Source organism: Glaciimonas sp. GNP009 (genome assembly GCF_054343755.1).
This window is the reverse complement of the sequence record NZ_JBTGUV010000004.1, coordinates 494854-508783: the sequence shown is the minus strand read 5'-3', so window position 1 is coordinate 508783 and position 13930 is coordinate 494854. Positions and strand designations below refer to the sequence as shown.

General features: G+C 49.1%; 12 protein-coding genes. 6 read left to right on the top strand and 6 right to left on the bottom strand.

Features of this window, described 5'->3' with window-relative positions:
• Positions 1-182: 182 nt before the first annotated feature.
• Both recJ and ACXX82_RS03330 read right to left on the bottom strand, forming a co-directional pair.
• A complete protein-coding gene (gene recJ, locus ACXX82_RS03335) occupies positions 183-1880 on the bottom strand; it encodes a single-stranded-DNA-specific exonuclease RecJ (RefSeq protein ID WP_458562414.1) in 1698 nt (565 codons plus the stop codon).
• The gene (locus ACXX82_RS03330) at positions 1877-2995 is read right to left on the bottom strand and encodes a hypothetical protein (RefSeq protein ID WP_322240013.1); all 1119 of its coding nucleotides are present in this window, start codon (positions 2993-2995) and stop codon (positions 1877-1879) included. Before ACXX82_RS03330 ends, recJ begins: the two co-directional genes overlap by 4 nt.
• Before the next feature lie 139 nt (positions 2996-3134).
• Here ACXX82_RS03330 and ACXX82_RS03325 point away from each other — a divergent pair, with 139 nt between their 5' ends.
• The 3 genes from ACXX82_RS03325 to lolD all read left to right on the top strand — a co-directional run bounded on the left by ACXX82_RS03325 (position 3135) and on the right by lolD (position 5715).
• A complete protein-coding gene (locus tag ACXX82_RS03325; RefSeq protein WP_458562413.1) occupies positions 3135-3494 on the top strand; it encodes a hypothetical protein in 360 nt (119 codons plus the stop codon).
• A 237-nt stretch (positions 3495-3731) separates the two neighbouring features.
• The gene (locus tag ACXX82_RS03320) at positions 3732-4997 is read left to right on the top strand and encodes a lipoprotein-releasing ABC transporter permease subunit (RefSeq protein ID WP_322240010.1); all 1266 of its coding nucleotides are present in this window, start codon (positions 3732-3734) and stop codon (positions 4995-4997) included.
• The gene (gene lolD / locus ACXX82_RS03315) at positions 4990-5715 is read left to right on the top strand and encodes a lipoprotein-releasing ABC transporter ATP-binding protein LolD (protein WP_322240008.1); all 726 of its coding nucleotides are present in this window, start codon (positions 4990-4992) and stop codon (positions 5713-5715) included. Before ACXX82_RS03320 ends, lolD begins: the two co-directional genes overlap by 8 nt.
• 21 nt (positions 5716-5736) lie before the next feature.
• On the opposite strand, the gene ACXX82_RS03310 is transcribed toward lolD, so the two are convergent.
• Together ACXX82_RS03310 and bamE are read right to left on the bottom strand one after the other, a co-directional pair.
• Complete coding sequence (locus ACXX82_RS03310) at positions 5737-6678, bottom strand: YihY/virulence factor BrkB family protein (RefSeq protein WP_323506438.1); 942 nt, start codon at positions 6676-6678, stop codon at positions 5737-5739.
• Between the two features lie 132 nt (positions 6679-6810).
• Positions 6811-7293 (bottom strand): outer membrane protein assembly factor BamE domain-containing protein, encoded by a 483-nt coding sequence (gene bamE / locus ACXX82_RS03305; protein WP_323506437.1) that lies wholly within the window; start codon positions 7291-7293, stop codon positions 6811-6813.
• A gap of 312 nt (positions 7294-7605) precedes the next feature.
• Between bamE and rpsO the strand changes: the two genes are divergently transcribed.
• Positions 7606-7875: a 30S ribosomal protein S15 gene (gene rpsO, locus ACXX82_RS03300; protein ID WP_205320164.1), complete on the top strand. Its 270-nt coding sequence runs from the start codon at positions 7606-7608 to the stop codon at positions 7873-7875.
• A gap of 333 nt (positions 7876-8208) precedes the next feature.
• Complete coding sequence (gene pnp, locus ACXX82_RS03295) at positions 8209-10374, top strand: polyribonucleotide nucleotidyltransferase (protein WP_322240002.1); 2166 nt, start codon at positions 8209-8211, stop codon at positions 10372-10374.
• Between the two features lie 436 nt (positions 10375-10810).
• Here the strand turns inward: pnp and ACXX82_RS03290 are convergent, their stop codons facing one another.
• On the bottom strand, positions 10811-11911 hold the full coding sequence (locus ACXX82_RS03290; protein WP_416186894.1) for an NAD(P)/FAD-dependent oxidoreductase: 1101 nt from the start codon (positions 11909-11911) through the stop codon (positions 10811-10813).
• A gap of 248 nt (positions 11912-12159) precedes the next feature.
• Positions 12160-12483, bottom strand: coding sequence for a ferredoxin FdxA (gene fdxA / locus ACXX82_RS03285; RefSeq protein ID WP_322239998.1), 324 nt, complete (start codon positions 12481-12483; stop codon positions 12160-12162).
• Between the two features lie 396 nt (positions 12484-12879).
• Between fdxA and ACXX82_RS03280 the strand changes: the two genes are divergently transcribed.
• On the top strand, positions 12880-13833 hold the full coding sequence (locus tag ACXX82_RS03280; RefSeq protein WP_323506435.1) for a cation diffusion facilitator family transporter: 954 nt from the start codon (positions 12880-12882) through the stop codon (positions 13831-13833).
• Positions 13834-13930: the final 97 nt, after the last annotated feature.

The window sequence follows — 13930 nt, the reverse complement described above, 5'->3', positions numbered from 1 at the left end:
TTAGTATCAAAACACTGTCGCTGGCCTGACTAGCCTTACCAGCTAACGAAAAATCACCGCAGCTAACTGTGTGATAGAAGCGCAGCGGTAATCCCCAGAATTGCCATGATATTAACAGAGGTTTTTATCCAAAATTCGAACCGGCTAAATGTCGACAGATCGACTATCTACTAAGTAAGCTATTAAGTAAGCGCCTCCGCATGCTCCACCATTAATTGTACTTTGGTAACGCCGTTGTATTCATTGGCATCAAGACGGAAGGCTACCTTGGCTTTGCCACCGAGTGCGTCGGTGTGCCCAAACCAGATTGCATCGTATCGTGTGCCATTTCTTTCTAACAAGAGTTTTAAATGTTTCTCTTTGAGAATACGCTGGCTGATGACCTTGAATTCGTCGCAGAATACCGGTGGTGCAAAGCCTTGGCCCCACACCTGGCCTTCCATCTGCTCGATGAATTGCGTGGTGTAATAGGCGTCTTCTAAAGGGCCATCGGTTTCGATGATTCGTTCAAGTTGATGTTTGCCGAGCCAAGCGCTGCCGACTTTTTCGAACGCTGCTGAGAAGGTCTCGAATGCATCCGCACGTATTGTTAATCCGGCAGCCATGGCGTGACCACCGAATTTTTCAATCAGACTTGGGGCATGCTTAGATACCAGATCCAGCGCGTCGCGCAAATGGAAACCGGGGATCGATCTGCCTGAGCCTTTGATCATGCCATCGCTGCCAGGGGCAAAGGTGATAGTTGGTCGAAAAAATTTATCTTTTAGTCGCGAGGCAACAATCCCGATGACACCTTGATGCCACGAAGCATCAAATACACTGATCGTATTACTGTCAGCCGGACTGAAATTATCGAGTAATGCGAGTGCGGTGTCTTGCATTCCAGCTTCGATTTCTCGACGTTCTTTATTGATGGTATCGAGTTGTTGGGCAATGACCCAGGCGCGGCCTTCATCGTCGGTGGTCAGGCATTCGATGCCTAGCGCCATATCGGCCAATCGTCCTGCAGCGTTCAGGCGTGGACCCACGGCAAATCCGAGATCGAACGGCGTGGCGCGGCGCGCCTCACGTCCTGCGGCCCGAAATAGGGCGGCAATCCCGGGGTGCATTCTGCCTGCACGCATCCGTTTTAAACCTTGGGCGACCAGAATCCGATTATTTGCATCCAGTTTAACGACGTCGGCAACGGTACCAAGTGCAACCAGATCGAGCAACACATCTAGTTTAGGCTGGGTTTGTGCATCGAATATGCCACGCTTGCGCATCTCTGCGCGCAACGCCAGCAACACATAAAACATCACGCCGACGCCTGCCAGATTTTTGCTGGGGAAACCACATTCGGACTGATTTGGATTCACGATCACGCGTGCTGCGGGTAATGTATCGGCAGGCAAGTGATGATCGGTGACGACAACTTCGATGCCACGCCGATTGGCTTCGGCCACGCCATCAATGCTGGCGATACCGTTGTCGACGGTGACGATAATGTCAGGCGACTTTTCTCGTGCAGTCAGTTCAACGATTTCCGGCGTCAGGCCGTAGCCGTATTCAAAACGATTCGGCACGATGAAGTCGACGTTGGCACCCAGCAACCGCAATCCGCGCAGACCGACCGCACAGGCGGTCGCGCCATCGCAGTCGTAGTCGGCAACGATGACCATTTTCTTTTTCGCTGCAATGGAATCAGCTAAAAAGATGGCGGCGTCACCAATATGCAACAACCCGCTCGGTGCAATCAAAGAGCTTAATTCGCTTTCAAGTTCTTTTACGTCGAGCAGACCGCGTGCCGCATAGACGCGGGCCAGGACTGGATGAACGCCACTTTGACGTAAGCGCTCGGAGTCGCGAAATGGATAGGGCCGAGTAGTGATGCGCGTCATTGCACTGGCTCTTCCGCAGTCGTGGTGAAGGCCTCGTTCAACGAAGGCTTTATCCAGAATTTTTTAAGGGAGAGAGGCGTGGTGGTCAATTCGGTGATCCGGGTATTGTCGGTAAATGTGAGTGTCAATTGTTTCAGTTTGCCTTGTTGCACGGCGTTTAAGAGCGGGGCAAACCAGTCACGTTCCATCGCTTGAAATGCCTGTATCCATTCTGACCATTCGCCGGTCAGCGCAGGAGCGATTAAATCATCCAGTAACAGCAAGCCACGCTCGCCGCTAGTGGCGATAAGCTTTTCCGCATCGCCCATCACGTTGGCGTTAGGCTGGCTATCTTGCCCAAAAGCGCGCGACCAACCGTGCAAATTAAAGGTGTGGCTATAAAAAGGTAAGGCGCTTGACCCATCAACGGGCTGTGCGCTGGCGCCGCCCCACATCCATAAGGCATTCACAGCTTGCTGACGCGTTGCAGCGCGTTGTTCGTTGACGCTGTTTTCAAACCATTGCATTTGTACTTCATTTTGCAATTTGCGCCACGGGCGTGCACCTTCTCCGTGCGGCATCCAGATATCGACGTTATGGCCGCATGCCGCATCCGGTGTTGAGGTATTTAATTGCTGCCAGTCATCGGCGCGCATAAACCATGTATTGGCATCGCCATACAGCAAGATGCGGTTCTCGCCATCGAAAAGGGATTTAGCCTCTTCAAATAATGCGCGAGAATCCTTTTCGGACAGGCTTACCTGTCGAATATCGGTCAATACCAGATGGTCGCGCGCAATGTGAATGTGGGCCGGGTGAAGCATGAACCAGTAACCGTCGTCTACGGTCAGACCACATGCGCGCATGGCAGCGACTGCGACTGGAGGGCTTGTCGGTGCGTTGTTCGAATTATGCGGCTGAATGTTTTGGTTGGTGCTTAAACCGAAGTGTTGCGATAACCACCCTTCATGCGGCAGCGCCCTGGCAAATTCATCTAGAATCTGTTGTTGTTTACTGCCGCCTTTGGCGCGAGCAACAAGCGTGCTCAGCGCAGGCAGTTTTATTTCACGCAATATGTCGCGTGTCAGTTCAGCGGGCGGTAGGCTGAATGGTAGAAGAATGTCGAGATGTTTCATGCCCGAATTGTATGGCATCTCTGTAGCGGAAGTGGAAAAACCGTTATCTTTAGATTGCTTTACCTTTTTAAGGTAAGTGCATCTCCGCAGTTCTTTGACAAAAGAGCTTAGATCCATCTCCCAACATCTCGAGATGTAAATGGTATTTTTAATCGATAGTGCCGGTTGTTTTTATGGGTTTATCTGCCCGTTAACATCACTGGCGAATTCTGTGAAGTTTCCTATACTGTTTATTTTCAAGGAGAAAACCATGGGGCCAGAGCTGATAATGGATATGTGGGGCAATACCAGTCGGCAAATACCGCGTCCTACTTTTGAAGACTTAGTGGAAATGTTAGCGACAGAAATTGCTAAAATTTCCGATAAGTTATCAGAAGATGAACTTTATCGCATCATCGCCATTGGCGCGCTTTTTTACCAGCGCGGTTTTAAGGAAACGGGCGGATTCAGTACCGAAGATTTGCTCATTAAGACGTTATATGAAGGTGGCAGAGCATGACTGCGCTATCGAACTGGGTTCTGGTCTAGGGACGCCGCATTTAGGTGCATGTGTCAGATATCGCTAACTCGGCATTTAATAATTCATCTTTCATTATTTATCGCTGGTTGATTCAATTGACTTATTAAATTTGCACCAAATACTTTGGCAAACGCCTTTAAGTGTTTGAATTCGTTACAAAACGTTATAAGACTTCTGAATTATGGCAAACTGCTTGCTGATTTCAGGAGCCTTGCATTGAGCATTTTTAAAAATATACCGTTTGAGTGGTTGGTCGGCATACGCTACACCCGCGCTGGCAAGCGGAGTGGCCGTAATAGTTTTATTTCCTTCATATCGTTAATATCGATGGCTGGGATCGCGCTTGGTGTGGCGGCGCTGATCGTGGTGTTGTCGGTGATGAATGGTTTTCAAAAAGAGGTGCGGGACCGCATGCTGTCGGTTTTGGCGCACATCGAAGTATTCGATGGCTCCGGTGAAATGCCAAATTGGGAAGAGGTCGCCAGGCAGGCTTTCAATAACAAAGAGGTCATTGGCGCTGCGCCATACGTCGAGGCGCAAGCCATGTTAACGCGTGATGGTGAAGTGCGCGGGGTTGGCATCCGTGGTGTGATGCCTTCAGAAGAGCCAAAAGTCTCGGATGTCACCAAGCAAATCAAACAGGGCGATTTCAATGCATTGAAGCCGGGTGAGTTTAATATCGTGCTCGGTAGTGAATTGGCGCGTGGGTTGCACGCAGGTATCGGTGACAAAGTTACTATGCTGGCTCCGCAAGGGCAGGTGACGCCCGCTGGCGTAGTGCCGCGTCTGAAGCAATTCAATGTCGTCGGGATATTTGAAGCCGGTCATTATGAGTTTGACTCGTCGCTGGCTTTTATCCAGATGGAAGATGCAGAAAAAATGTTTCGTCTGACTGCACCGTCCGGTTTGCGTCTCAAGATTACAGATATGTTGCGGGCGCCAGAAGTCGCGCAGCAGTTGGCGAAGACAATGCCAGCTAATTTGTATTTACGTGACTGGTCGCAGCAAAACAGTAACTGGTTCGCCGCGGTTAAAACCGAGAAGCGCATGATGTTTATTATACTCACGCTGATTATTGCGGTCGCGGCCTTTAACCTGGTTTCGACGCTGGTAATGACAGTTACCGAGAAGCAGGCGGATATTGCTATTTTGCGCACGCTGGGTGCTTCACCGGGTTCGATTATGAAAATTTTCATGATTCAAGGCGCGTTGGTGGGATTGATCGGCACCGCGCTCGGGGTGGGGTTTGGGGTGTTGATTGCGTTGAATATCGATGTCATCGTCCCGGCGATAGAACACGCGCTGCATGTCCAGTTTTTACCGAAAAGTATTTATGTGATCAGCGAGTTGCCATCTGATTTGCGCTGGCCTGACGTCTATACCATTGGCGGTGTTGCGGTAATATTGGCGTTTGTTGCCACCTTATATCCAAGTTGGTGGGCCGCACGGGTGAAACCAGCGGAGGCGCTGCGCTATGAATAACTCACTGAAATCCAACAATGACGGTAACAGCATGAACGAAATTATCTTGTCGAGCCGCGGCTTGGGAAAAACCTTTACCCAAGGCAGCTACTCCGTCAAGGTGCTAAATGGTATCGATATCGACGTCGTTAAGGGTGAGCAAGTCGCGATCGTCGGTGCGTCTGGCTCGGGTAAGTCAACTTTGCTACACCTTTTAGGCGGTCTTGATACACCGACGACCGGTGGCGTCACGTTGCTAGGTAAAGATTTGAGTAATTTGGGTGAAAAAGCGCGGGGCGATTTGCGCAATACTGCGCTTGGCTTTGTTTATCAGTTTCATCATTTGTTGCCGGAGTTTTCGGCATTAGACAACGTAGCCATGCCATTGATGATTCGACGCCTGAGTCGCAAGGACGCCCAAGAGCAAGCGCATGCAGTGTTGTCACGTGTGGGTTTGGCAAATCGTGTGATCCATGTTCCGGGTGAGTTGTCCGGTGGTGAACGCCAGCGCGTGGCGTTAGCGCGGGCTTTGGTCACGCAACCGGCATGTGTGCTTGCAGATGAGCCGACGGGGAACCTTGATCGGGCCACGGCACAGATGACATTCGATCTGATGCTGGAATTGTCGCAAACAATGGGGACCGCATTTGTGATCGTCACCCACGATATCGAACTGGCGCGACGTTGCGGTCGTATTTTGCGTTTGTCCGACAATGGCCTGGAGCCTTACGTCGACTAAGGTCTTATCAGTGGTCTGGGCTTAACGGTCTGGATCTACGACTAAATGATCAGCGCGCCCGGCACCATTAGCTTGATCGGGGCTGGGGACTTGCTGATCACGAAGGCTGCCGAAATACAGCGCATATTGGCGTGTGAACTGCGCCCCAAAAAAGAAAATCTGCGCTGAATAGTAAATCCACAGAAGTAACGCCATCACCGATCCGGCTGCGCCATAGCTCGACGCCGTGCCACTGTTACCCAGATAAATTCCGATCAACATCTTTCCTACGATAAACAGTGCGGCAGTGCCAATTGCGCCAATGCAGACATCGCGCCAAGGTAACTTGGTTTGTGGCAACAGCCGATAAATAGACGCGAACAGCGCCGCAATGACGGCAAACGAAAATAGCGAGGATATGAACGGCAGGACGATAGGGATATCGCCAAAAAAACCACTCCAATATTTTTGCAAGACCGCCAGCGCCGCGCTAATTACCAAAGAGACCAGCAACAAAAACGCCAGGACCAGTACTAGCCCGAATGAAAGTAAGCGGGTTTGTATCAGCGTCATGAGTCCCGATGACTGATTGCGTTTCACGTACCATATTTCATCCAGACTATCCTTGAGTTCAGAAAATACGGTGGTTGCGCCGACGATTAAAGCAAGGGACGCAATAGTGGTCGCAATCACACCTGACTGACTGCTATGCACGGCGGCTAGTAACAGTTGAATCGCGCTTGCGCCAGTGGGGCCGATCAAGCCGGATAGTTGACCGACAATCTCTCCTTGCGCCGCTTGTTGTCCAAATACGGCACCAGCGATGGCTATTACCAAAACCAGGACCGGTGCCATGGAAAATAGTGTGTAAAAGGCTAATGCGGCACCTTTGCTGCCCGACCGTTGATTTAGCCATTCTTGAACCGTGCTGATAAGCATGGCGCGAATGCGAGGCGGAATCAGAAATTTTGGATTCATTTTCATGGTTTTTTGCCTAAGGGAATGCCTTCCATTGGGTGTGTTTATTTATTACCAGAGTCAAGTCCTCACGAAAAGAGCCTATCAAATTCTACAATTTGGCTTACCGAGTGCTTTCACCCTACTTAAAGTTGACAGTTATAGCCCAAAACGTGAGTGTTCAAAGCGTGGATCTGGCCCATTTTCAAGCTTTTTGACGATACCAGCCTCATCAAAGTACACCGTCATCAAGGAGTTCCAAACACCGCTTTCTTTAAAGCCGTAGTTCCAGCCTTCCAGTTTGACACGGCTATAAAAGATGGTATCAAGCGGATGTCCGACGAGGCGCAGGACGTCGTTCTTTGATTGACCGACCTTGATTTTGGCGAATTGCTCCAGGGTTAAGACTTGCGTATAGGAAATCAGGCGTCCATCCGGGCTAATCCGCGCCATATGGGTTTCCTGCCCGAACGCACCCTGATCGTATTCAAGCAGGCGTTCATTGCCGTCTTGATATGTAGCAGTGGGCTTGCCGAGGCGACTGATGACTTGGGTTTCAGGGTCGCCCGGATTTACTGGAACAGCGCAGCCTGCCAGAATGACTGCCAGGCTGATAATAAGGGCGCTTGCGAGGTTTTTCATAATGATTCCTTATTGATAAAAGTACGGAATGACCTCTAAAGGAGCGAGCAAGGACTACCTTGCTAGGACTGCATTTAGGAGGCTTAATTCCGTACGCGATGCAATCATTTGGATCCGGTTAAAGTAGTTTGGCAATAACCATATGATAATACCGGTCTTATAATATATAGGCAGACGTGATAACGGCGTCAAGTGATTGAATCCGTAGAAGTTTTGCTATATACTGCGCCTTTGGTCTATGTGGGCCATTTTTAATTATGTAATCACGGTATATGGGGTTTCCACTCTGTGTACCGCTTGTGAAAGGTAAGTATGACTATCGAAAAAACAGCTAAAGCCGCTATTGTCGCTGACAATGCACGCGCGCAAAATGATACTGGTTCGCCAGAAGTGCAAGTCGCTTTGTTGACAGCACGTATCAACGACCTTAATGGTCACTTTAAAGCACACGCTAAAGATCACCATTCACGTCGCGGTCTGATTATGATGGTTAACCGTCGTAAGAGCCTGTTGTCATACCTGAAAAGTAAAGATCTTGGCCGTTATCGTTCGCTGATCGAAAAACTCGGTTTGCGTAAGTAATAGGCTTGTTGATAGGCTTGTCATTGATCTCCAATACTTTGTCTCGATATTTCGTGACTGTATTGTTGCTTAATCGATAGGTAAAATGCCTGCGTCAGTCTCTGATGCAGGCATTTTTGCTTTTTGCGAAGCGTATTTGTTCATAAGTGCAATTGTAAGAAACCGGATTTAGCGCCTAAATTAGTGCAACGCATTGGTTGACTGACGTGTCTTATCCGGAAGTATTTCGTAAGGAGACGATTTTTTTACTTCAATATGAAGTGATCAAACCGTCTGTGGTGAGGTGAACGACAGCCCCTGAAAATCTGTCGGTAAAATTAGAGAGGAAATATCGTGTTTAATAAAGTTACTAAGACTTTCCAGTACGGCCAGCATCAAGTCACGTTGGAAACAGGCGAAATCGCTCGTCAAGCTTCTGGCGCAGTATTGGTATCGATTGAAGATACCGTTGTTCTGGCTACCGTGGTTGCACGTAAAGATGCTAAACCAGGTCAAGATTTTTTCCCATTGACTGTAGATTATGTTGAAAAAACTTACGCTGCTGGTCGTATACCAGGCGGTTTCTTCAAGCGCGAAGGTCGTCCTTCGGAAAAAGAAACACTGACATCGCGTCTGATCGATCGTCCGATCCGTCCGTTGTTCCCAGAGGGTTACATGAACGAAGTGCAAGTGATCATTCACGTGCTGTCGGTCAATCCTGAAATCGATCCAGATATCGCTGCGATGATCGGTGCATCTGCTGCATTGTCAGTCTCTGGCGTGCCATTTTCTGGTCCGGTCGGCGCTGCCCGTGTTGGTTACATCGACGGTCAATACGTCCTGAACCCGACCACGACACAATTGAAAACATCGTTGCTGGATCTGGTTGTTGCCGGTACTGAAGCAGCAGTGTTAATGGTTGAGTCCGAAGCCAAGCAATTGTCTGAAGAAGTCATGTTGGGTGCAGTTGTCTACGGTCACGATCAAATGAAAGCGGTTATCAACGCGATTCATGATCTGGTACGTGACGGTGGCAAACCAGAAATCCAATGGAGCCCAGCGCCAAAGAACGATGCGCTGATCGCTCGCGTTGCGCATTTTGCAGAAGCTAAATTGCGTGAAGCATATCAAACTAAAGACAAGCAAGCGCGTACCGCCAAGCTAAAAGATGCGACTAGCGAAGTCATCGCTGCGTTGGCTGCTGAAGCATTGTCGATGAACGCTGCGGCACCGGATAGCTCCGAAGTCGGCAATATCTTGTTTGATCTGGAAGCCAAGATCGTTCGTTCGCAAATTCTGGATGGCGAGCCACGTATTGACGGGCGCGATACACGCACTGTGCGTCCAATCAGCATCCGTACTGGTGTTTTACCACGTACGCACGGTTCAGCCTTGTTCACACGCGGCGAGACACAGGCATTGGTGATTGCTACCTTGGGTACTGCCCGCGACGAGCAAAAAATTGATGCATTGATGGGGGAGTACTCGGATCGCTTCATGCTGCATTACAACATGCCTCCGTTCGCTACTGGCGAAACAGGTCGTGTCGGTACACCAAAGCGTCGCGAAATCGGCCATGGTCGTCTGGCTAAGCGTGCGCTGTTGGCAGCATTGCCAGCACCGGAAGATTTCAGCTACTCCGTCCGTTTGGTATCGGAAATCACCGAATCTAACGGTTCATCGTCAATGGCTTCGGTCTGTGGCGGTTGCCTGGCATTGATGGACGCTGGCGTGCCGATGCAAGGACACGTTGCTGGTATCGCTATGGGTTTGATCAAAGACGGCGGTAAGTTTGCGGTGTTGACAGACATTTTGGGTGATGAAGATCACCTTGGCGACATGGACTTTAAAGTCGCTGGTACTGCAAACGGCATCACTGCGTTGCAAATGGATATCAAAATCCAGGGTATCACCAAGGAAATCATGCAAGTCGCTTTGGCGCAGGCTAAAGTCGGCCGTATCCACATTTTGGGCGAGATGGAAAAAGCTGTTCCGAGCGGCACTCAATCGGAATTGTCTGACTTCGCTCCACGTCTGATCACCGTTAAGATCAATCCGGAAAAAATCCGTGACGTGATCGGTAAAGGCGGCGCTGTGATTCGTGCGCTGACTGAAGAGACAGGCACACAGATCGATATCAGCGATGAAGGTGTTGTCACCATCGCTTCTGTCGACGCAGCTGCCGGTCAAGAAGCGAAGCGTCGTATCGAAGAACTGACAGCTTCCGTTGAAGTGGGCAAGATCTACGAAGGTACAGTATTGAAGTTGCTGGACTTCGGCGCGATTGTGCAAGTGTTGCCAGGCAAAGACGGTTTGTTGCACATCAGCCAGATTGCCAACGAGCGCGTCAATGCGGTCGCCGACTATCTGAAAGAAGGCCAGCAAGTCAAAGTCAAAGTGTTGGAAACCGATGACCGTGGTCGCTTGAAACTGTCAATGAAAGCTGCACAAGAAGCCGGTGATGTTGCTCCGGTTGCGCATGTTGCTGCATCGACTCCAGCTGCGCCTGCCGCACAATAAGCTGATTTAATTTAGCTTTGAACAAACCGTCCGAGATGCTGATTGCATGTCGGACGGTTTTTTTATTGTCTGGTGAGAGAATAATGGCGCGATTTTCTCGTTTCAATCATTGACGATCCTCGCGCACTGTCACCTGCTGATCTCCATCAATGATCAATGGTGCGGAATGAAGGCTGTTTTAGCCCTCTCGATTTTCAACCGTTAACTTTCGGCGATGCCTGTGAATCAGCTAAAGTGACACAAGCCCAGTCAAAGTAGTAAGAGTTAAAAATAAAAAATAAAAAATAAAAAATAAAAAATAAAAAATAAAAAATAAAAAATAAAAAACCGTCAAGGTAAACTACCTTGACGGTTTTTTTATATCTCGAAGAGAAGGGCTATAAAGCCAGAATTCACCCCAGTTATTGCGCTATATCAACGAGTAATCAACTAATAATCAATCAAAGACTGGTGACTCAACACCCAGAATTTTGTGCAATTTAGGCGAAGTAGTGGTGTATTGCATGTGAATCTTCTTGTCAGGGAAAATGTACGGTGCAGCACCAAACGCAGCTAACGCGGCTTCATGGAAACCAGACAAAATAAGCTTTTTCTTGCCCGGATAAGTGTTGATATCTCCGACCGCAAAAATCCCAGGGATATTGGTTTCGAACTTCTCAGTATCGACGACCTTTAATTGTTTGCGTTCGATATCCAGGCTCCACTCGGCGATAGGGCCAAGTTTTGGCGACAGGCCAAAGAAAACCAATAACGTATCCAATGGCAGACGACGGGTTACGCCATCAGGACCGGTTACCTTGATCTCTGATAGCTTGCCGTCTTTAACTTCGTGCCCAGTGACCTGACCGACCAGAAATTGCATTTCAAATTCTTCACACAACTGCTTCATTTTAGCAACCGAGGCAGGCGCAGCGCGGAAGTCTTCACGGCGATGCAACAGCACGACTGATTCTGCTTTGCCGACCAGATTTAAGGCCCAATCCAGTGCGGAGTCACCGCCGCCGCAAATGACTAAATTTTTGCCGTGAAACTGGAGTGGATCTTTGACCCGATAAAACAATTGAGAATTGTTGAACTGGTCAATACCTTCGCTTTTGATCGTCCTTGGTTGGAATGACCCGACACCGGCCGCAATAAAGATGGTTTTGGTGATGAAGCGGGTGCCGACCGATGTTTCGACATTAAAGCGATTGTCTTCACGACGCTCGACCACAGTGACTTCCTGGCTAAGATGGAAGGTCGGATCGAAAGGAGCAATTTGCTTTAACAGGTTGTCGGTTAGCTCTTGTCCGGTACAGACAGGCACAGCCGGGATGTCGTAAATCGGCTTGTCGGGATAGAGTTCGACGCATTGGCCGCCAACAACTGGCAGTGAGTCGATCACGTGAGCTTTAATCTCAAGCAGACCCAGTTCGAATACCTGGAACAGACCGACTGGACCAGCGCCGATAATGACGGCGTCCGCTTCTATCGGTGCGTTGTTGCTATTGTTGATAACGGGGAGAGTAGATGCATCAATCTTGGCGCTGGTTTCCATACGACTATCTGATTCCTGTTTGGTTTGGGTCCCCCAATCGTTACTGCGAGCAATAACGAATGGCATTGACCTGTTTGCGGCACAAGCGACGCTGAGTTGCTTGCGACGTATATCGATCACATTTTTTTGGCTAGCAATCAGCTACGAGGACTTTTTCTTCGTACCTGAGCGCATTTGGCGAAAAATGCGGAAAACACTTTAGGGCGTTCATTTGCAATACTTCGCAATACTATTAATGCTATTTAAATTTAACGCTGAAGAAGATGCAACTTCTCCGTAACGTCTTTAAAGTCGTCAGCGTCGGGCAACGGTGGAATTGTCTTGGTGATCGACGGCCAGAAGCGCGACAGGTCTTCATTTAATTTAATGAATTGCTGTTGATCAGCGGGAACGTCTTCTTCTGCGTAAATCGCATTAACAGGACATTCAGCGACACAAACGGCGCAATCAATGCACTCATCCGGATCGATTGATAAAAAATTCGGGCCTTGGCGGAAGCAATCAACCGGGCAAACATCTACGCAATCGGTATAGCGACAGCTGATGCAAGATTCGGTCACAACGTGGGTCATAACAACAGTCCAATCTGTAAGTATTACTTGAAGCGGCAACGAGTCAAAGGTCAGGCTAGATGGCGGTGTTAGCCACCAGAGCATAATCTTGGCGCGCTCTTAGTTGCAAAGCACTGTATTTTAAGGTAATTCGGTATTTCCTACAAACGGCGGTTATATAGAATTCATATAAGCAAATTCACAATTCTGCTTAAGACGGCGTTGGCGGGTCTTTTCCATAGCGAGATATGCCGTTATGCTGCAACTTATCGGGTTTTAAGTGTTGAACTTCTCTCTGTCGATGCCTTGACGGAGCATAACAATAAAATCCAATCGCGTTTGCGTGAGGGCAAAAAATTAGCTAGTGTGTCAACTTTTGCAGCACCTTTAACCGTTAACCCATGGCGTCAAAAAAATATGGCATCCCATAACGAAGGTTCAACCAAGGCGATTTTTTACGCTTTAGGGGCTAATGGCGGTATTGCTCTCGCCAAATTTGTCGCGGCTATATTGACTGGCTCCGGAGCGATGCTGGCGGAAGCAATTCATTCGCTCGCTGATTGCACCAATCAGGTTTTTCTCCTGATAGGATTGAAAGAGGCCAAAAAGCCGGCGAATGACTCTCACCCGATGGGATACGCGCGGGTGGTGTATTTCTGGGCGATGATGGTGGCGATATTGTTGTTTTTTGTCGGTGGCGCGTTCTCGGTTGTGGAGGGAATCAAGCATCTGAGAAGCCCCGAGCCAATTAATAATCCCTGGGTTGCTTTAGGGGTATTAGGCATTTCGGTCGTATTGGAAGCTTTTTCCCTGCGTGGCGCGATGATTGAAATCCGTAAAATTTCACACGGGAAGTCTTTTTTTAGATGGTTCCGTGAAACGCGCCAGTCTGAACTCATGGTGGTAGCGGGTGAAGACATTGCCGCGCTGGCTGGGTTGGCATTAGCATTTGTCGCAGTGGTCCTGACGGTCTTGACCGGGAATCCATTATGGGATGCCTGCGGTTCGATTGCGGTCGGATTATTGCTGATGATCGTCGCGGTCATCGTGATGCGGGAAGTTAAGGCGATGGTGACCGGAGAGTCAGCCGCCCCCGAACTGCATGCTGCGATTGAAACGCATATCGCAGCGCATCCGGAAATCGATCATGTAATGAACCTGATATCGATGCAATGGGGTCACCAAATAATGATCGCAGTCCAGGCCGAAATGCGGCCGCAGACATCGGATATCGCGCTGGTCGATGCTATCAATGCTATTGAAGCTGACATCCAGTCACGCTGGCCGCAAGTGGTCTGGTGCTTTTTTGAGCCGGACCGGAAGAAGCCGCCTGCAGCGGTAACGGAGACCGAATTGTCCAGCTATCCGTAGCGTGCCGAAAATGATGTTAAAAAAACTCCTTAAGCCTTAAGCCATTAACTATTAACCGTAATATCGAAGTGATATTAGCAAAGTCGATACTACGAGT